The 18619-nt window shown below is 68.4% G+C and carries 21 protein-coding genes; 8 read left to right on the forward strand and 13 right to left on the reverse strand.

Going from position 1 to position 18619, the window contains the following annotated elements; genetic code table 11:
• Position 1: 1 nt before the first annotated feature.
• The gene (locus tag ACQUQR_RS10465; protein ID WP_435196422.1) at positions 2-601 is read right to left on the reverse strand and encodes a plastocyanin/azurin family copper-binding protein; all 600 of its coding nucleotides are present in this window, start codon (positions 599-601) and stop codon (positions 2-4) included.
• Between the two features lie 110 nt (positions 602-711).
• Here ACQUQR_RS10465 and ACQUQR_RS10470 point away from each other — a divergent pair, with 110 nt between their 5' ends.
• Both ACQUQR_RS10470 and ACQUQR_RS10475 read left to right on the forward strand, forming a co-directional pair.
• Entirely contained in the window at positions 712-951 is a 240-nt protein-coding gene (locus ACQUQR_RS10470) for a PRC-barrel domain-containing protein (RefSeq protein WP_435196423.1), read from the forward strand.
• Complete coding sequence (locus tag ACQUQR_RS10475) at positions 951-1409, forward strand: NOB1 family endonuclease (RefSeq protein WP_435196424.1); 459 nt, start codon at positions 951-953, stop codon at positions 1407-1409. Before ACQUQR_RS10470 ends, ACQUQR_RS10475 begins: the two co-directional genes overlap by 1 nt.
• Here the strand turns inward: ACQUQR_RS10475 and ACQUQR_RS10480 are convergent.
• From ACQUQR_RS10480 to ACQUQR_RS10490, 3 genes are all read right to left on the reverse strand, one after another.
• On the reverse strand, positions 1406-1561 hold the full coding sequence (locus ACQUQR_RS10480; protein WP_435196425.1) for a CopG family transcriptional regulator: 156 nt from the start codon (positions 1559-1561) through the stop codon (positions 1406-1408). The genes ACQUQR_RS10475 and ACQUQR_RS10480 overlap by 4 nt on opposite strands.
• A gap of 71 nt (positions 1562-1632) precedes the next feature.
• Positions 1633-2388 carry a CPBP family intramembrane glutamic endopeptidase gene (locus tag ACQUQR_RS10485; RefSeq protein WP_435196426.1) on the reverse strand — a complete coding sequence of 252 codons (756 nt, stop codon included), beginning with the start codon at positions 2386-2388 and terminating at the stop codon, positions 1633-1635.
• Positions 2389-2424: 36 nt separating this feature from the next.
• The gene (locus ACQUQR_RS10490; protein WP_435196427.1) at positions 2425-3711 is read right to left on the reverse strand and encodes a glucose-6-phosphate isomerase; all 1287 of its coding nucleotides are present in this window, start codon (positions 3709-3711) and stop codon (positions 2425-2427) included.
• Positions 3712-3807: 96 nt separating this feature from the next.
• Between ACQUQR_RS10490 and ACQUQR_RS10495 the strand changes: the two genes are divergently transcribed.
• Together ACQUQR_RS10495 and ACQUQR_RS10500 are read left to right on the forward strand one after the other, a co-directional pair.
• Positions 3808-4344: a hypothetical protein gene (locus ACQUQR_RS10495; protein ID WP_435196428.1), complete on the forward strand. Its 537-nt coding sequence runs from the start codon at positions 3808-3810 to the stop codon at positions 4342-4344.
• 31 nt (positions 4345-4375) lie between these two features.
• Positions 4376-4855 carry a DUF5812 family protein gene (locus ACQUQR_RS10500; protein ID WP_435196429.1) on the forward strand — a complete coding sequence of 160 codons (480 nt, stop codon included), beginning with the start codon at positions 4376-4378 and terminating at the stop codon, positions 4853-4855.
• On the opposite strand, the gene ACQUQR_RS10505 is transcribed toward ACQUQR_RS10500, so the two are convergent.
• Both ACQUQR_RS10505 and ACQUQR_RS10510 read right to left on the reverse strand, forming a co-directional pair.
• A complete protein-coding gene (locus ACQUQR_RS10505; RefSeq protein WP_435196430.1) occupies positions 4852-5637 on the reverse strand; it encodes an MOSC domain-containing protein in 786 nt (261 codons plus the stop codon). The two genes, ACQUQR_RS10500 and ACQUQR_RS10505, sit on opposite strands and share 4 nt — an antisense overlap.
• Before the next feature lie 54 nt (positions 5638-5691).
• On the reverse strand, positions 5692-5985 hold the full coding sequence (locus ACQUQR_RS10510) for a hypothetical protein (protein ID WP_435196431.1): 294 nt from the start codon (positions 5983-5985) through the stop codon (positions 5692-5694).
• A 112-nt stretch (positions 5986-6097) separates the two neighbouring features.
• Here ACQUQR_RS10510 and secF point away from each other — a divergent pair, with 112 nt between their 5' ends.
• Both secF and ACQUQR_RS10520 read left to right on the forward strand, forming a co-directional pair.
• The gene (secF, locus tag ACQUQR_RS10515; protein WP_435196432.1) at positions 6098-6958 is read left to right on the forward strand and encodes a protein translocase subunit SecF; all 861 of its coding nucleotides are present in this window, start codon (positions 6098-6100) and stop codon (positions 6956-6958) included.
• A complete protein-coding gene (locus ACQUQR_RS10520; RefSeq protein WP_435196433.1) occupies positions 6955-8496 on the forward strand; it encodes a preprotein translocase subunit SecD in 1542 nt (513 codons plus the stop codon). The genes secF and ACQUQR_RS10520 overlap by 4 nt, the downstream gene beginning before the upstream one ends.
• Positions 8497-9092: 596 nt before the next feature.
• On the opposite strand, the gene pan2 is transcribed toward ACQUQR_RS10520, so the two are convergent.
• The 6 genes from pan2 to ACQUQR_RS10550 form a co-directional block, all read right to left on the reverse strand.
• On the reverse strand, positions 9093-10316 hold the full coding sequence (gene pan2, locus ACQUQR_RS10525; protein ID WP_435196434.1) for a proteasome-activating nucleotidase Pan2: 1224 nt from the start codon (positions 10314-10316) through the stop codon (positions 9093-9095).
• Positions 10317-10385: 69 nt separating this feature from the next.
• Positions 10386-12176 (reverse strand): oligoendopeptidase F, encoded by a 1791-nt coding sequence (gene pepF, locus ACQUQR_RS10530; protein ID WP_435196435.1) that lies wholly within the window; start codon positions 12174-12176, stop codon positions 10386-10388.
• Between the two features lie 72 nt (positions 12177-12248).
• Complete coding sequence (gene truA / locus ACQUQR_RS10535; RefSeq protein ID WP_435196436.1) at positions 12249-13073, reverse strand: tRNA pseudouridine(38-40) synthase TruA; 825 nt, start codon at positions 13071-13073, stop codon at positions 12249-12251.
• Between the two features lie 25 nt (positions 13074-13098).
• A complete protein-coding gene (locus tag ACQUQR_RS10540; RefSeq protein ID WP_435196437.1) occupies positions 13099-13530 on the reverse strand; it encodes a universal stress protein in 432 nt (143 codons plus the stop codon).
• 80 nt (positions 13531-13610) lie between these two features.
• Complete coding sequence (gene hisS / locus ACQUQR_RS10545; RefSeq protein ID WP_435196438.1) at positions 13611-14915, reverse strand: histidine--tRNA ligase; 1305 nt, start codon at positions 14913-14915, stop codon at positions 13611-13613.
• A 75-nt stretch (positions 14916-14990) separates the two neighbouring features.
• On the reverse strand, positions 14991-15932 hold the full coding sequence (locus tag ACQUQR_RS10550) for a thermonuclease family protein (protein ID WP_435196439.1): 942 nt from the start codon (positions 15930-15932) through the stop codon (positions 14991-14993).
• A gap of 109 nt (positions 15933-16041) precedes the next feature.
• Here ACQUQR_RS10550 and ACQUQR_RS10555 point away from each other — a divergent pair, with 109 nt between their 5' ends.
• Together ACQUQR_RS10555 and ACQUQR_RS10560 are read left to right on the forward strand one after the other, a co-directional pair.
• Positions 16042-16725 carry a TMEM165/GDT1 family protein gene (locus tag ACQUQR_RS10555; RefSeq protein ID WP_435196440.1) on the forward strand — a complete coding sequence of 228 codons (684 nt, stop codon included), beginning with the start codon at positions 16042-16044 and terminating at the stop codon, positions 16723-16725.
• A gap of 38 nt (positions 16726-16763) precedes the next feature.
• A complete protein-coding gene (locus tag ACQUQR_RS10560) occupies positions 16764-17207 on the forward strand; it encodes a hypothetical protein (RefSeq protein WP_435196441.1) in 444 nt (147 codons plus the stop codon).
• A 51-nt stretch (positions 17208-17258) separates the two neighbouring features.
• On the opposite strand, the gene aceB is transcribed toward ACQUQR_RS10560, so the two are convergent.
• Positions 17259-18560: a malate synthase AceB gene (gene aceB / locus ACQUQR_RS10565; protein WP_435196442.1), complete on the reverse strand. Its 1302-nt coding sequence runs from the start codon at positions 18558-18560 to the stop codon at positions 17259-17261.
• Between the last annotated feature and the right edge of the window lie 59 nt (positions 18561-18619).

The raw sequence follows: 18619 nt of genomic DNA on the forward strand, positions 1-18619 counted from the left end.
CCTACTCCACCGTGAACCGGCCGGTCATCCCGGCGCTCTGGTGGGGTTGACAGACGTACTCGTAGGTGCCGGCGGTCTCGAAGGTGTGGACGTGGACCGTCCCGCTGCTGTAGAGCTTCGCGTCCTTCCCCTCCCAGGAGCTGCCGTCGGGGGCGGCGGTGACGGCGACGTTGTGGCCCGAGGAGGCCCACTCCCATTGGACGGTCTCCCCGACCGCGATGGTGAAGCTCGCGGGGTCGAACCGGAGCGAGCCACCGGGGCCGACGATGACCCGCTGGTCGGGGTTCTCGACGGGGGTCTCCGTCGGCGTTTCCGTGGGTGTCGACTCCGCGGTCGGGGTCTCCGTGGGCGTCGACTCGGGCGTCGGGGTCTCCGTGGGCGTCGACTCGGGCGTCGGGGTCTCCGTGGGCGTCGACTCGGGCGTCGGGGTCTCCGTGGGCGTCGACTCGGGCGTCGGGGTCTCCGTGGGCGTCGACTCGGGCGTCGGGGTCTCCGTGGGCGTCGACTCGGGCGTCGGGGTCTCCGTGGGCGTCGACTCCCCGCTCGAACAGCCGGCGAGCGCGACGAACGGGAGGGCAGACAGCAGGGTGCGGCGTTTCATACCGGAGGGGCGGCGCGAACGCCCTTGAACGTTGACCCGAATTCGACCCGGATGACGGCCGTCAGACGGGCCCCGTGGCGTTTATGGTGCGGCGCGCTCACCGTCCGAGCATGCCAGAGATACTCGCCGAGAACCTCTCGGGGAAATCCGTCGTCGGGAGCGATGGTGCCGAACTCGGCCTGCTGTACAACATCACGATGGATCTCAAATCGGGGACGCTGGAGAACCTCGTCGTCGACCCCGCCGAGACCGCAGGCAGTGCCACCTTCCCGCGTGACGCACAGGGACACTATCTCGTGCCCGTCGCGAACGTGCAGGCAGTGAAGGACCACATCGTCGTCGGCCGGTAATGGACGTTCTCGATTCCTCCGCGTTTATCAACGACTACACGACCGACGAGGAGATCGTCTCCATCCCGATGGTCCGCGAGGAGCTCGAGGACTCCGCGAGCTACCGGTTCGACGCGCTGGAGGGCTCCGGAATGACGCTCCACGTCCCGAGCCCGGACAACGTCAGCCGCGTCGAGCGCGCGGCCCGCGAGACGGGCGACCTGGAGGTGCTCTCCGAGACGGACATCCGGCTCATCGCCACCGCCTACGAGCTGGACGCACGGCTCGTCACCGACGACTACGCGATGCAGAACGTCGCGAGCAAGCTCGATGTCGCGGTCGAGGTCATCGCACAGGAGGGGATCGACCAGCAGCTCGACTGGGACTACCAGTGTCAGGGCTGTGGGCGCACGTTCGACGAACACCACGAACGGTGTGTCATCTGCGGCAGCGACCTCGAGCGGAAGAACCCGGCTTAGATCCGAAGCGGGGTCTCGGGGTCTTCCACGGACTCCAGCCCGATCGCCACGAGCTGGTCGAGCACCTCACCCTCGGTCAGGCCGTACTCCTTCGCGATACGCCCGATCTCCTGCGCGCGCTCGTCATCACACACGAGGGTGTATCGCTTCATAGCGTGGGGTATGCTACCAAGAGGTATAAACACTCGTCAGACGAGCGTCACGCGGCCGTTCAGGCGGCCGTTCACGCGACCATCCCGGTCGCCTGCGCGTAGATGGCGACGAAGAGGATGGCGTCGTACGCGCCGTGGACGAGCGACGGGACCACGAGGTTCTCCGTGTACTCGTAGAGCGCCCCGAGGATGAGCGACAGAGCGAACAGCGCCGCGATGGTCGCGGTCTTCGCGGCCAGCGAGGGGGTCGTGAGCGCGGTGACGTGCGCGACGGCGAACAGCGCCGACGAGAGCACGATGGCCGGCACCGCGGCGTACGACTCGCGCATGATGCCCTGGATCGCCCCGCGAAAGAGCAGCTCCTCGCCGGGACCGATGACGAGGAAGGCGAGCGGGATCATATACAGCATGATCTCGGGGTTCTGGGCGCCGATCTCGACGATCTGGTTCGAGGCGGCCTCGACGCCGAGTACGGTGAACACCACGTTGACGCCCGCGAGGGTGGCGATGAGGGCGATCGTTCCGAGGACGGTGAGCCCCAAGTCCGAAAGCGAGGGGAGCCGGGCTTTCACGAGCCCCGTGCGTTCCGTCGCGTAGAGGAACGCGGCGACGGTGAGCCCGAAGCCGAGCCCCTGGAGGATGACCGTCGTCGGGTACAGCAGGACGAGCTGGTCGCGGATGTTCGTGAACGTCCCGAGGACCGTGATGCCGAGGACGATGACGATGGTGGCGACGAGGAACCCGCCGAGGGTGAGGCCGATCCCCGCACCGACCGCCCGGAGCCGGTCCCCGGCGTCCCCGCCATCGAGTCCGGTGTAATCTGACACGGTCGGAGTTGGAACCGACCGCTCATACTCCTTTTCCTATTCGATGACGAGCCGTTCCTTCGCCGCGACCGCCTCGGCCTCCGCGAACTCGCCGCCGCCGAGCAGGCCGCGGGCGGCCTTCTTCCCCCACTCCACCGCGGGCTGGGTGAACGTCTCCACGCCCATGAGTTCCCCGACGAGGATGCACGCCGCCTCGAACGAGAACAGCAGGTCGCCGATACCGTGAGCATCGACGCGCTCCACCTCGACCCGGACGTTGGGCTGGCCCGCCGCGGCGAGACTCGCCTCGGTCGCCTCGAACTCCGCGTCGAGCAGGTCGCCGAGCGTCGCCCCGCTCAGGTAGGAGAGCCCCTCGACGCCCGTCTCGGGGATGGCCACGTCCGCGCGCTCGCGGGGCCGGATGAGGGTGACGAGCTTGTCGTGCCGTCCCGCGCGATACAGCTGGAGCTGGGAGTGCTGGTCCGTCGCCCCCAGCGCCCGTGCGGGGGTCTGGCCCTGGCCGTCTTTGCCCAGGGATTCGGCCCACAGCTGGGCGTACCACTCGGCGAACGGCTCCAGCGCCTCGGCGTAGGGCATGAACGCCGAGACGTTCGCCCCGCGCTGGTCGAGCGCGTAGGCGACCGCTCCATATCCATAGGCGGGACAGTCGAGGAGGCTCCCCGACAGCGAGTCGCGGGCCTCGCGAGCGCCCGCCAGCACGGCCTCGATGTCGTGCCCGAGGATGGCGGCGGGGACGAGTCCCACGGCAGAGAGCGCGGAGAAGCGCCCCGGAACCCCTTCGGGAACGTCGAGTGCGGGCAGGTCGTGCTCCGCGGCGAGCTCGCGGAGCGGCCCCGCCTCGCCCGTCGTGACGACGGTTCGCTCCGTCCAGTCGACGCCCGCCGACTCCATCGCCTCCTGCACGACGAGGAAGTTCGCGAGCGTCTCCGCCGTCGTTCCCGACCGCGAGACGACGTTCACCGCGAGCCGCGAGAGGTCGAGCGAGTCGAGCAGGTCGCGGGTGTACTCGGGGTCGACGTTGTCGAGGACGTAGTGATTGTGTTCCCCGAGCGCCCGCGAGAGCGTGAGCGCGCCGAGCGCGGAGCCCCCGATACCGACGGTGAGGACGGCGGTGGCGTCCACCTCCGCGACGGCCGCCTCGATGGCGGCCGCATCCGTGGTCTCGGGGAGGTTCAGGCTGGCGTAGCCGAACGCGTCGTCGGCCATGCCGCGGGCGATACGGTCGTGTGCCTCGGCGACACGGGAATCGAGCCGATCGAGGGCATCGGCGCTCACACCGGGCGTGACCACGGTGTCGAGCGCGTTGCCGATGTCTACACGCATACTCCCGCTCCCGGGGGAGGAGGGAAAGCCGTTCCGTTGGCTGGGTGGAGAACCGAAGACGAAATCGGTATTCGACTCCTCCCCCTATCACCCACAATGACCGAGGACGCCTACTCCGGGCTGTTCGGCGCGTTCCCCTACGCCTTCCGGCGAAGCGACTCGCGGCTCTTTCGCGGGTACGTACTCCTGGGGGGGCTCGTTGCACTGCTGCTGGCGCTGGTCTTCGTCTTCGCGCTCATCACCACCGTGGCGAACACCCTCGGCACTGGAGGAGGGACGTTCACCTTCGCCCGGGCGTTCGTCATCGTCGTCGCCCTGCTCGTGCTGTTCCCCGTCATCGCCCCGGTGTTGCTCGTCGCCCGTCGCCACCGGCGAGCGGGGAGCGACACCCGCTACGACGCCGCGCTCGCCGGGATGGGCCTCCTGTTTCTCCTCTCGCTGTATCTGGGCCTCGTCGCCTCCGTCCCACCCGAGTTCGTCCTCGACGGAGAGCCCGTCACCCGACCCGCACCGTCCGGGCTCTTCGCCCCGCTCATCCGCGTCCTCTACGCGGTCCCGACCGCGGGCGCCGCCGGGATTCCAGCACTCGTCGCACTCGCCATGTACGGCGTCCACCGCGCGCTCGACCGATGAACGGAAAGGGCTCGCCATCCATCATCGGGTGATGACCGAGAAGTCGGGCACCTTCCTCGTGACGCACGCAGAGCCGGACTCCGCCGTCCTCCAGGACGTCGACGGGGGCCAGGTCCACACCCTCGCCGAGAACCCCGGCGTGGAGGAACACGACGTCATCGAGGGACAGCTCTCCGCCGACCCGCCGATGGAGGTGACCTGGCGCGTCACCGAGGTGGAGCGTCGCCGCCGCGTCCGCGTCGAGACCAGCGAGGAACCCCCCACGGTACAGGAGCGCGAGATCGCCACGGAGCAGGGCGTCGGCGAGCTCACGCGCCGCGAGCGCGCCGGCAAAGGCGAGATCCACGTCCTGACCGTCCCCACCGACCAGCTAGAGGAGGCCATCGAGGACGTGCGCGGGGACCCTGGCACGCTCGAACGGGCCGCCCGCATCCCCGAGGTCGAACGCGTCGAAATCAGAAGCGAAGTGCGCGAGGGCGTCGGCGTCCTCGCCGTCCGGTATCTCCCCTAACTCGGGGAGACCGACCCGATCTCTACCTCGTCGCCGACATCGAGCACGGAGCCGACCGTCTCCTGTGGGACGCGGGTGTTCACCATCAGCCGGAAGTAGTGGTCGAACCAGTCCTCGTTCGCCCACTCGGGAAGCGTCTCCTCTCGCTGCTGTACGAACTGCTCGCGGAAGCCCGGCGTCTCCGCGCCCGTATCCGGGTCACGCGTCGGGACGACACACCGCTGGCAGGGGTTCACGCCCTCGAAGGTAGCCTCGCCGATGGAGAACCCCCTGACCGAGTCCCGGTCGGCGTAGAGCCGGTCCTCCCAGAACGGCTCGACGCCCCCGATCTCGAGGTTCGGGCGGAGCCGTCGCCGCGCGTCCTCGACCGTCCCGCCGTACCACTCCGCGACGGCTTCGAGCGTGGCCGTGGCGATCACCGTCGGCCCCGCGGCGTGGGTGTCGTCCGGGAACCCCCCGCGGGCGTCGCGGTCGAGCGAGACGTCCATCCCGAAGTAGTCGGCGAGCCACGCCTCGGCATCGTCGCGCTCGGTTTCGAGGTCGAACCGCTGGCCGTCGTCGGTCCCGTGCTCTCGGAGTTCGAGCGTCGCCGGCCGTTCGTACGCCGAGCGGAGCCGATGGGTGCGCTGCTCGGTCTTCCCCGTGATTGCCTGCCCGCCCGAGCGCATCACCCACTCGCGGTCGAGCGAGAGGCCGCCGGCGGGGAGGACCTCCGCCGACTCCAGGTCGAGCGAGTCGAGCGATTTCACGGGATAGACGCGGATCCGGGAGAGGTGGGGCATGGGTGACCCTTCGGCCGCGCGGGTATGAATCTGTTCGGGGCGGTTCGTGACGGGCTACTCGGGAGCGGCCTGCGACTGGACGCGCCAGCCACCCTCGATGCCACAGGCCTCGCGCTCCTCGTAGATCACCTCGCTCTCGAGCGAGAGGGGTCCGTCCACCGCCTCGACCCGAAGCGGGACCGTGAGCGAACTCCCACAGCAGCCCACGTCGAGGAACTCCTCGTAGACATCGCCCTCGGTCGCGTCGGCGTGCGCGCGGAGGAGCCACGCACGGAAGTGCCGGGTGTCGAGCTGTTGGCGGCCCCACAGCGAGAGGTCCGCCGGATAGGAGACGACGAGTCGGCTCATGTGCGGGGGTACGCACCCCGGAACCGAAGGGTTTGCGCCCGTGTGAGAGCCCCGCACACGCCCGCTGGCGAGAGTGAGAAGGCTTATCCGGCCCGTATCCGGAGCCGTGAGTATGGTTTCGTTCGACGTGCCGGAGGTGGATTACACCCGGTACTCGAATCGTCAGCTGGTCGCGTTCCCGCTTGCTGTGTTGGGACTGGCCGTGCTGGTGATTCTGGTCAAGTTCCTCCTCACCGGCAGTCCGGTGGCGCTCGGCATCGCCTTCACGGGCGGGACCGAGCTCCAGCTCCAGACGACCGACTCGCCCGCCCAGATCGAGCAGGCGTTCGACGAGGATATCGAATCGATACAGCCCATCCAGTCACAGGCGAACACCTACATCGTCACCTTCCAGTCGGAGGATACGACCGCCATCCAGAATCAGGCGGAGGCCGTGGGCTACGACATCAACTCGATACAGGGCCGCTCCGCGAGCTTCGGCGGTGACTCACAGCGCCAGGCGCTGTTCGGCGTCGCCGTCGCCTTCGTGGGGATGAGCGCCCTCGTCTTCCTGCTCTTCCGAACGTTCGTCCCCTCCATCGCCGTCGTCGCCTCGGCGTTCTCGGACATCGTCATCCCCGTGGCGCTGATGAACGTCTTCGGCATCGAGCTCTCGCTGGGCGCGGTGGCGGCACTCCTGATGCTCATCGGGTACTCCGTCGACTCCGACCTGCTCCTGAACAACCACGTCCTCCGGCGGCGTGGCGGGTTCTACGAGTCCACCTACCGCGCGATGCGGACCGGTGTGACGATGACGCTCACCTCGCTGGCCGCCATGGCCGTCATGGCAGTCACGGCGAGCCTGTTCGGCATCCCGCTCCTGCCGGAGGTCGGCATCATCCTCGTGTTCGGCCTCACCGCAGACCTCATGAACACCTACATGCTCAACGTCAGCCTGCTTCGCTACTACAAGTACGAGGGGGTCGCCAAATGATCCGCGAGAACTGGCGTATCGTGTTGATGGTCGTGCTCCTCGTCGGGAGCGCGGCCGCGCTGTTCGCCCCGTCCGGCGCCTCCGCTGACGGGAACGCGACCACCGCCGCCGGGCCGACGAACCTCCAGTACGGCCTCGAACTCTCCGGTGGGACCCGCGTGCGCGCCCCGCTCGTCGGGATGACCGCGACGGGCGTCCCCGTCTCACCCACCGACGAGAACGCCGTCGAGACGAACGTCTCACAGCGGCTCGACCTCTCGCTGTCGGACGTACAGGTCCGCCCGCAGCTGCAGACCGTCGAGGTGTTCTCACAGAACGTCACCCGCGAGCAGGTCGCCGAGGCGCTTCGCGCCGAGGGCTACGACGTGCAGGCGAGTGACGTGGAGAACCGCGTGACCGAACCCACCCGCCAGACCGCCGTCCAGGTGTTGAACCAGAAGATCAACAAAGGTGGCCTGACCGGCGGCTCCGCGACCATCTCCCGCTCGGCGACGGACGACCGCGCGTTCATCCTCGTCGAGGTGCCGAACGCCAATCGAGAGGAGGTGCTGGAGCTCATCAGCTCGCGCGGGCAGGTGGAGATCGTCGCCGGCTTCCCGACCGAGAACGGCACCTACCGCCGCGTCCCGCTCATCTCGCAGAACGACCTCGCGAGCATCGGGACGGCGACGCAGCCCCAGCGCGGCCCGCCGTACGTTCCGGCGACGCTCACTCAGCCCGCCGCCCAGCGCTTCGCCGAGGCGATGCGCGAGTTCGGCTTCACCTCCGATCGCGGCATCGAGAACTGCCGCTGGCAGGCCGACGAGGAGAACTACGGCTACTGTCTGTTCACCGTCGTCGACGGCGAGATCGTCTACGCCTCGTCGATGGGCAGCGGGCTCGCCGAGATCATCAACAACGGCCAGTTCGTCGCCGACCCCGGCTTCCGGATGACCGCCTCCTCGATGGAGGAGGCCCGCGAACTGCAGGTGAACCTCCGGGCCGGCGCGCTCCCGACGAACCTCGCCATCCAGGGGCAGGGGACGACCTACTTCCTCGAGCCCTCGCTCGCCCAGGAGTTCAAGACCTTCTCGCTCGTCACCGGCTTCATCGCGGTGCTGGCGGTCGCGCTCACCGTCTTCATCCGCTACCGTGAGCCCGGCGTCGCCCTCCCGATGATCCTCACCGCTGGCGCGGAGGTGTTCCTCCTGCTCGGTTTCGCCGCCTCGGTCGGGCTGGCGCTCGACCTCTCGCACATCGCCGGCTTCATCGCCGTCATCGGCACGGGTGTCGACGACCTCATCATCATCGCCGACGAGATCCTCCAACAGGGTGAAGTCAGAACCGGGAAGGTGTTCGCCTCCCGCTTCCGCAAGGCGTTCTGGGTCATCGGCGCGGCCGCGGCGACGACCATCATCGCCATGAGCCCGCTCGCGGTGCTCTCGCTCGGCGACCTGCAGGGCTTCGCCATCATCACCATCGTGGGCGTCCTCCTCGGCGTCCTCGTCACCCGTCCCGCCTACGGGAACATCCTGCGGAACCTCGTCCTAGACGAGTAATCCGTCTCACGTCTCTTCGCGTTCGACATGGCCAGCGGCAGCTCCTCGAGAAATTGCGAACAGGCGACCCATCGCTGTCGAGTGGGGTGGGTCGCACTCCCGTCTCGGCCCCGACTCGACGCCGTTCAGACGATGGGGCCGCTGGTCCCGGCCTCGTATTTGAATCCTCGTACGCTCACATACGCCCGGCTGCAAGCGGACGAGAGCGCAGCACTGCGCGAGAGCGCGAGGCTGTGTGTACGTGCGGCCTCGCCAGCGCGAGAGGCCGTCGCACCACAGGAAAGGTAGGTGCGGTGCGGAGGCAGTGGGCCGGGAACCCACCGGAGCGCAATTCGCGCGACGGTGGGTGAGTCGGGGAAGGGCTGGGCTGTTGCGGTCGCTGTGCGGTCGCGGACGAGCATCCGAGTGAGGGCGCGTGCGCCCTCACGAGGTTCAGTGCCGACGAGCCAGCCCTCGGCTGGCGAGGAGCACCGTGAGACTCGCAAGGCTCGCCTCACGAGCCTTCGCTCGCGATGCTCACGAAGATATTTTTTGGTGCAGATTTTTTGGCGGGGTTCGAGGGCACGAAGTGCCCGAGGACCCCGTAAAAAAAGGTGCTACTGGAACGCGATCGTCGGCTTGCTGCCCGCGCCCTCGTCGTTCTCGAACTTGTCGAGGGCGTCCTCGAAGTCCTCCAGTCGGACCTCGGTGCGCTCGTCGCGGATGGCGAACATCCCGGCCTCGGTGGCGAGACTCTCGATCTCCGCGCCGGAGAAGCCCTCGGTCTCCTCGGCGAGGGTGTCGAAGGAGATGCTCCCCGAGAGGTTCATCTCGCGGGTGTGAATCTCGAGGATGCGCTTGCGGCCCTCCGCGCCGGGTTCGGGCACCTCGATGAGGCGGTCGAACCGGCCGGGACGCAGGATGGCGTCGTCGAGCATGTCGAAGCGGTTGGTCGCGGCGATGATGGAGATGTCACCGCGGTCCTCGAAGCCGTCCATCTCGGAGAGGAGCTGCATCATCGTCCGCTGGACCTCGGCGTCACCGCTCGTCTTGGACTCGGTTCGCTTCGAGGCGATGGCGTCGATCTCGTCGATGAAGATGATACACGGCTCGCGGTCGGCAGCGAGCTGGAAGAGGTCGCGGACGAGCCGAGCACCCTCGCCGATGAACTTCTGGACGAGTTCGGAGCCGGCCATCTTGATGAACGTGGCGTCGGTCTCGTTCGCGACGGCCTTCGCCAGCATCGTCTTCCCGGTGCCCGGCGGGCCATAGAGGAGGACGCCCGTCGGGGGTTCGACGCCGACAGCTTCGAACTGCTCGGGGTTGGTCAGCGGGTCCTCGACGGCCTCGCGGACCTCGCGGACCTGCTGGTCGATGCCACCGATATCCTCGTAGGAGACGTCCGGGGAGGCCGTGACCTGCATGGCCTGCGCCCGGGCGTCCGTCTCGTCGTCGAGGATGGACTGGATGGCGAAAGAGTCGTTGATGGCGACGCGGTCACCGGCGTCGAGACGCTCCTGCAGGCGGGGGGCCACGTCCGTGAGCACCTCCTGGTTGTTACCGTGCTGTTTGAGAATGACGCCCTCGTCGGTGAGCTCCTCGACCGTCGCCAGATACAGCGAGGCGGTCTTCAGCGTCTCGTTCTCGCGTTGCAGCTCGTCGACCTCCTCGCGGAGTTCTCCCTGCCGGTTCTCGGCGGTTTCGAGCTGGTCGACGAGCTCGTCGTGCACGCCGACGATGTCGATGAAGTGCTCTCTGAGCGCCGTCAACCGTTCCTCGGTGGACATCTCGGGGTCCAACTCGAGCTGAGGGCGCTCCGGGAGCGAAGGGCTACGGGACATCTGGGTATCGGGTTTAGGGCCGTCCGCGTAAATGTGTCTTTGGGTTGGCTCACCCCGATTTCGGGGGTGCTACAGCAGCGCCGAGAACCTCGTGACGTACTCACCGTACGTCTCGATGGCCGACTCGACCGGTTCGGGCGAGGCCATATCCACGCCGGCGTCGCGCAGGAGGTCAAGCGGGTACTGCCTGGACCCCGAGCGCAGGAAGTTCCGGTAGCGCTCGGCCGCGGGCTCACCCTCCTCCAGGATGCCGTTGGCGAGTGCGACCGCAGCCGAGATGCCCGTCGCGTACTGGTAGACGTAGTAGCCGTAGTAGAAGTGCGGGATGCGCATCCACTCGCGGGCGATCTGGTCGTCGACGTTCGCGGGCGCGTAGTACGCCGCCTTGAGGTCGCCGTAGACCTCGTCCAGCACGTCGGCGGTGAGTGCCCCACCCTCCTCGCTACGCTCGTGGGCCTGTAGCTCGAAGTCCGCGAACATCGTCTGGCGGAACAGCGTCGACCGGAAGCGTTCGAGGTAGTTGTCGAGCACGTGCTGGCGGAACCGCTCGTCGTCGACGGTGTCGAGCAGGTGGTGGGTAAGAAGCGCCTCGTTCACCGTGGAGGCGACCTCGGCTACGAAGATCTCGTAGCCCGAGTAGACGTACGGCTGGGTGTCGCTCGTCAGGTCGGAGTGCAGCGAGTGGCCCAGCTCGTGGGCCAGCGTGAACATCGAGGTGATGTCGTCCTGATAGTTCATCAGGATGTACGGCTGGGAGTCGTAGGTCCCGCCGGAGTACGCGCCGGACCGTTTCCCCTCGCTCTCGTAGACGTCGACCCATCGGGATTCGAGCCCCTCCTCGACCCGGCGCTGGTAGTCCTCGCCGAGCGGGGCGACGGCCTCGACGACGTGTTCTTTCGCCTCCTCGTAGCTCACTTCCGGTGACTCCCCCTCCGCGATGGGGGCGTAGAGGTCCCACATCTCCAACTCGTCGACGCCGAGCGCCTCCCGCTTGAGATCCGCGTGGGCGTGGAGCACGTCGAGGTTCTCCCGGACGGTGTCGACGAGGTTGTCGTACACCTCGACGGGGACGTTGGCGCTGTCGAGACTCGCCTCGCGGGCCGTGTCGTAGTTCCGGGCGCGGGCGAGCTTCACGTCCGCCTTCACGCTGTTTTTGTACGCCGTCGAGATGCTGTTGCGGTACTCTCCCCACGTCCCGTAGAAGGCGTCGTACACCTCCTTGCGGAACTCGCGGTCGGGGTTCTGCTGGAGGGTCGTGAAGTTCGACTGGGTGATCCGCTGCTCCTCACCGTCGGGCGTCTCGACGGTCGGGAACTCGATGTCCGCGTTCGTCAGCATCGAGTACACCTCGCTGGCGCCGTCGGTGACCTCCGAGAGCTCCGCCAGCAGCTCCTCCACCTCGGGCGAGCGCGTGTGGGGTTTCATCCGCAGCACGTCGTCGAAGTAGTGCTCGTACGTCTCGAGGGCGGGCTCCTCGTCGATGAACGTCTCGAGGGTCTCGCGGTCGACTCCCTGGAGCTCCGGCTCGATGAACGAGGCCGCGCTCGACGCGTCGGAGGCGAGCGACTGCGCGCGGGCCGAGAGAGCCTGGTACTCCTGGTTCGTCGTGTCCTCGTCCGACCGCATCCGGGCGTAGGCGACGACGTTCGCGACCTGCCGCATCAGCTCCTCGCGGAGTTCGAGCAGCTCGAGCAGGGTCCCGGCGTCGTCGGTGACCTGCCCCTCGTACGCCTGCAGCTCGTCGAGCCGCTCGGAGACCGCCGCGAAGGCCGTCTCCCACGCCTCGTCGTCCGCGAAGAGGTCCGTGAGGTCCCACGTGTACTGTTCGTCGATGTCGCTCCGCTCGGGAACCGAACTCATTGGCTACGGTAGGACCGGGCAGCCCCTAAACCCGTCGCGTTCACCGACGGAGCCGGCGTCAGCGAGTGGGCGTCAGCGAGTGGGGACCCCCTCGGCGAGCGCCCCCGCGACCCGCGCCCCCGCGAGGCGGTCGGCCCGGCGCGCCGCGAACACCGCCCGGCGACTCGCCGCGGCCTGCTCGTCGACCGTCCAGTCGAGCCGGTAGGCGACGCTCGTCAGGAGGAGGGGTCCCGGCGGGGCGGGCGCGATTCCGTCGGGGCCCTGCAGGCGCTCGTCGGAGCAGACGCGTTCGACGAACGCGAGGTCGCGGTCGCCCGCCCCCACCGCCCGGAGGAGGGTGACGGCCCGGCGGACGAACTCCCGGGGGAACCCTCCGGCGCGGAACCGGACGACGAGGAACGGCCCCTCACGGTCGACCCGTAGCCTGAGATGGCGGTCCGTCCCGTCCTCGTCGGGCGTGAGGTTGTGGAAGTCGTGGCGGCCCCCGAGCACCTGTGCGGCGTCGCGCAGCCGTAGCTCGCTGATCGGGGCCGAGGCGCCCGGTGGGGTCTCCCCCTCGGGCGCGTAGAGGTGATACGCGTAGCGCCGCTCGCGGGCGTCGTGGGTGGCGTGGAACCCCGCTGGCGCGTCCGCGTGGGCCCACGAACGGACGCTCGCGGGGAGCTCGCTGTTCAGCGCGCGGGGCGTGAGCCAGTCGGGCGCGTCGAAGGCGACCGTCTGGTGGGTCGCGGAGACGCCCGCGTCGGTGCGACCCGCGGCGGCGTAGCCCTCGGGGGGCGTGTCGATATCCAGCCGATCGAGCGCCCGGAAGAGCGCGTCCTCGACGGTGTCACCGTGGGGCTGTCGCTGGAAGCCCCGAAAACGAGTCCCGTCGTAGGCCACCCGGAAGGCGCGCATTACCCCCACTGGCGGGTGAGGGGTCTTAATCCTCGCGAGCGCGGACCGTGAGCACCGGAACCGACGACCCGCGGATGACCCGCTCCGTGACGCTTCCCAGCAGGAAGCGGTCGAGGCCGCGTCGGCCGTGCGTCCCCATGACGATGAGGTCCACGTCGTGGTCGTCGGCGTACTCCAGGATTCCCTCGTGGGGCGAGCCGTGGACCACGGCGGTCTCACAGCTGACGCCCGCGTTCGCGGCCGCCTCGGCCGTCTCCTGGAGCACCTGCCGCCCCTCCGCCTCGAACCCGTTGACGATGATGCTCGCATCGGGGTCCAGATGGCCGAACGCCGCCGCATCGACGACGTACAGCGCGTGGAGGTCGGCGTCGTACGTCTCCGCGAACTCCAGGGCCCGGTCGAGCGCGGCCCGCGCCGGGGCGCTTCCGTCCGTCGGCAGGAGGATTGTGCGGTACATGCTAGCACAGTACGTCTTCAGGGGAGAAAAGTGACCCCCCGGAGGGGCGTCACAGCGGGCGAGAACGGGGACTCGAGGCCTCAGGCGTAGTCGTCGTACGTCGGCGCGTCGGCGTCACCGGGGAACTCATCGAAGGGGGCGGTCGTCTGGTCACCCGACTGCATATCCTTCACCGTCACCTCGCCGTTCGCGAGGTCCTGCTCGCCGACGATGACGACGGTCTTCGCATTGATGCTGTCCGCGTACCCCATCTGCGCGCCGAACGACCGGTCGGAGACGTCCGTCTCGACGACGTGGCCGCGGGCGCGGAGGTCGCGCGCGACCCGGGAGGCCTCCGGGCGGGTGTCGCCCACGCTGAGGACGTAGTAGTCGGTCTCCGGCTCCTCGTCGGGCCAGACGCCCGCGCGCTCACACAGCAGCTGGAGGGTGGCGTCGCCGAGCGCGACACCGACCGCGGGGGTAGGCTGCCCGCCGAAGTCCTCGATGAGGTCGTCGTAGCGCCCGCCGCCGAAGACCGCACGCGAGACATCGCCCGTGGTGTCGAAGCACTCGAAGACGACGCCGGTGTAGTAGTCGAGGCCCCGTGCGGTGCGCAGCGAGACCTCACAGAACTCCCGGACGCCGAGGTCCGCGGCGGCGTCGAGGACGGCCTGCAGGTTCTCGACCGCGGCGACGAGCTCGTCCGTCTCCGCGTACGCGAGCAGTTCGTCGAGGTCTTCGTTCCCCGCGGCAAGGAGGTCGTCGAACGCCTCCGCCTCGTCGTAGGTGAGCCCCGCGTCCGAGAGCAGGCCGAGATATTCCGGGTGCTCGACCTTCGCGGACTTGTCCACGGCACGGACCGCCGCCCGGACGTCGACGCCCTCGTCGAACGAGCGGAGCAGGCTCCCCAGGATGTCGCGGTGGGAGACCCGGAACTCGAAGTCCTCGCCCGTCAGCCCGAGGTCGGTGAGCGCGTCCGCGGCGACGGCGAGCACCTCGGCGTCGGCGACGGGCTCGCTGGAGCCGAAGACGTCGATGTTCGTCTGGTAGAACTCCCGGAAGCGGCCCTGCTGGACCTGTTCGTAGCGCCAGAACGGACGAGTGGAAACCCACTTGATGGGCTTCGAGAGCGCCTGCTGTTTGGCGACGACCATCCGGGCGACCGTCGGGGTGAGCTCGGGGGTGAGCGACACCTCGCGGCCACCCTTGTCCTCGAAGGCGTAGAGCTCCTCGACGATCTCCTCGCCGGATTTGTCGACGTACATCTGGGTGCGTTCGAGCGTGGGCGTCCCGATCTCCCGGAAGCCGTAGCGCCCGGCGGCGGCCTCGACGGTGTCGAACACCTGTCGGCGGGCCCCCATCTCGCCGGGGTAGAAATCGCGGAACCCCTTCAGCTTGTCGTACATGGATGGGGGTTCGCTCGTGGCCGATTGAAACCTTACGGTCGCTCCTCCCCGCGTGGGAGGTGTGCGGACACCGCGTCAGTAGGACTTCGCCGCGACCACTGCGCCCCCGTCGTCCCGAACCGTCACCGTATCCCCGCCGTTGTTCCACACGGCCCCGGAACGGCCCCAGTAGACGTCCGTCGTCGTGTCCTCGCCCGCGCCGGAGTGGAGCGTGACGCTCGCGCCGGAGTCGAGGGTCATTGCGGGGAAGGTGTACGTCTTGCCCGACTCGTCGGAGACGGTCCACCCCTCGAGGTCGATAGCGGTGTCACGAGTGTTCGTCAGCGTCACCGTCTCCGCGTCGAGGTTCTCGTTGTCGTTCCCCGGCGCGTCCGCGGTGATGGCGATGCGGAGGCCGTTCTCGCTTGCGGTGGTCGCGGTGGGAGTGGCGGCGCTCGCGCTCGGATGCGCCGTGGCGCACGCACCCCAGAGTCCCCGGCCCTCCTGTTGTGCGGCGGCCTCGGCCTCGTAGAAGCGGTCTTTCCGCTCGAAGGAGGAGTCGTAGACGCGGGCGTAGCCGTTCTCGACGAGGCCGTAGTTGAACGGCTCGCCGTCGACGACGACGTAGGCGAGCAGACGGCCGTAATACCCTCGGGGCCCCTCGGTCGCGTCGAACTCGAGAGTGACCTGTTCCCCGGCGAGGGTCTGTTTCGCGTAGGCGCTGGCCTTCTCACCCCACGCGCGGAGGCAGTCGCGGCCGGCCGCGGTCTCGGGGACGCCCTCGAACTCGTCGGGGGTGTTCTCCGCGTGGACCTCCGGGGTGTCGACGCCCAAAAGCCGGACGGTGTCCTCGGTACCGTTCTCGTAGGCGATCTTGACCGTGTCGCCATCCACGACGCGGATGACCTCCACGGTGACCGCGCCGCTGTCGACGGTGGCGCCCCCGTCGCCGGAGTCGGACGGGGCATCGACCGGAACGCCGGTCGTACAGCCCGCGAGCACCGTGAGAACGGCGAGCAGGAGGGCGAGCCGTTGCATATCCGTGTCTCGTCCTGGAGAGACATAACCCCGATGGGCGACGGCGACCGACTTCCGAACGCTTACGGATTTGGCGTGGCTAAATTCCAGCTGAGAGGAATAAAACACGATGACGACACCGTGGCTCGAAGTCGCGACCATCGCCTTCTTCGCGCAGCTGACGGTGCTGCCGGGCGAGAAGGCGCAGTTCATCATCGCGGGGCTCTCGACGCGCTATCACCCCCTGCTCGTCGTGAGCGCGGCCGGCAGCGCCTTCGCCGGCTGGACCGCCGTCGAGATCCTCGTCGGGAACGCCCTCCAGGCCGCCCTCCCGACCCGGGCGCTCAACGTGCTGACCGGGGTGTTGTTCCTCGGGTTCGCCGTCACGCTCGTCCGGTCGGCCCCCAGCGGGAGCGAGACGCGGAGCATCGAGGCGGCCACCCCCGACGAGCTCGAGATTCAGGTCCCGTATCTCGGCTGGGACGTCCCCCGCGTCGCCGGCGGCTTCCTCCCGGTGTTCGCCCTGCTGGCGGTCGGGGAGGTGGGCGACAAGACCCAGCTCGTCACCATCGGCCTCGCCGCCCAGTACGCCCACGGGACGGCCATCTGGGCCGGAGAGATGGCCGCCATCATCCCCGTGAGCCTGGCGAACGCCCTGCTCTTCTTCCGGCTCGGCCACCGGTTCGACCTCCGGCGGGTCCACCTCGCCAGCGCGGCCCTGTTCGGCTTCTTCGGGCTCGACACCCTCCAGTCGACGGTGACGGGGGTCGCCCTCTGGGAGCTGCTCGTCGCGAGCGTGACCGGATTGGTGTGACCCGGCGACTTATCCGGTTGTCAGCCCTACTGTGAGTGATGAGAGACCTCCGACGAGTGCTGCTCTCCCACTCCGACCACCGGGCCTGCCGGGCCGCGTGGGCCCACTACACGGGCGGGACGGCGGAGATCGCGGACCTCGTGGAGTCGCTGCGCGTCACGCGCGGCGAGCTGGCGCTGCTCGGGAGCGACGGCGCCGCGGACGTGTACACACGCTGGCACGCGGGCGGGTTCGAACTGCTCACCGTCTCACCCCCGTGGACCGTCGAGACCGAGCGCTACAGCGACCCGGCGGAGCTGTTCGAGTATCTCGACCGGCTCGACGACCTCCGGCTGGTCCACCACGACGAGACCCCGTTCGTCCAGCCGGGGCCCGAGGAGCCGACGCCCGCCGTCGAGCCCGTCGAGGAGGCCGAGGAGCCGGCGGACGACGCTGACGACGAGGACGAAGAAGAGGAAGAAGAAGAAGAGGAAGAAGAGTAGCCGTCGCTGGTCGGTCGGCGCCGGAAAAAATCGCGTTTCGGGGTTCTGGGGTTAGTTCCCGACGTTCATCGCCCGCTCGACGACGTCCTCGGAGTAGAGCTCCGCGAGGTCGTCGTGCTGGTCCGGGCGGTTCTCGTAGACGTCCTGGAACAGCGTGATGGGGGTCTGGGCGGCCTGGTAGGTCGCCTCGTCCCACATCCGGTCGGCGCTGAGCTCGATCTCGATGCCGTCGATGCGGACCGTGGTCGACTGGGTCATCGCGATGGCGCCCTTGCCGGCCTCGATGGCCGCCTCGAACTCCTCCATGGAGTCGACGATGTCGTTCATGCTCGGGACGTACTCCGTCAGTTTGAGGAGTTCCTCGTGGAGCTCGTCGTGGTCGAGCTTCTCCGTATCACCGTCGACGGTGAGCAGGTAGCCGTCACCCGACTCCTCCAGCGAGACGCGGTTCCCGCCGTAGACGTGGACGCCGTCCTCCTCCTCGAGTTCGACCGTCTGGCCGCCGGCCTCGAGATGCCAGCTCCCCTCCGCGGGCGGGAGCGGCCCCTTGTTGGCCTCGACGACCTGTCCGGGGGTCAGAGACCAGATGCCGAGCATCCCCTTCGCCTGGTTCTCGGTCATGCGCTCGCGGTAGCCCTCCACGTCGCGGATGTCGTCGTACGGGCCGTCCACGGCGATGAGGCCGGCCGCGCTCGCGCCGCGGGAGGTGTTGTGCCGAAGCTCCGGCCACGCCGGGAGCGCCCCCGTGGGCGTGATGGCGCGCATGTCCTTCGTGTAGTCGACCTCACCGTCGACGAGCAGGAACAGCCGTTCGAGGTTGTTCGTCGGCTTGCCCATCTCCTCGCGGAGCTTGCCCATCGCGAGCTCGGCCTGGCCGCTCTCGATGATGACGGACATCTTCAGCGAGCCCTCCTCGAGCCCGTGTTCGGTCTCGACGATGGTGAAGAACTCGTCGGCCTTCTTCCAGTCGTCGATGTCGCCGACTTCGGGGATGACGAAGCCGTCGATGTTCTCGACGGCACCGTTCTCGGGGTCCGCGATCTCGAGCATGTGTTTAAAGCCCTGATACCGGGTCGAGGGGGAGTCACGGTGCCAGACGACACGCGGGTGGATCTCACCGGGGAAGTCGGCGCCGTGCTCGGCGACGACCTCGATGATGTTCCGGGCCCCCTCGTCGCGCATCGACGGCGCGGTGGCGTCCTCGTTGTCCGGCACCCACACGTCGGGTGCCTGCATGCCGCGGAGCTGTGCTGCGCGGCGGATCATCTTGGCGGAGTCCTCCTCACCCTCGACCGCTGTCGGGGAGGTGAAGAAGGTCCGCACGAACTTCCTGTCGTGTTTTCGTTCAGCCATATTGGTAGTGTGGATTCGGCAGTGGATTAAATATTAACGTAGGGGTAGTTCTGCGCGGG

This window comes from Natronomonas sp. EA1, from assembly GCF_051195035.1.
In the GTDB taxonomy this organism is placed as follows: Archaea; Halobacteriota; Halobacteria; order Halobacteriales; family Haloarculaceae; genus JBNTJV01.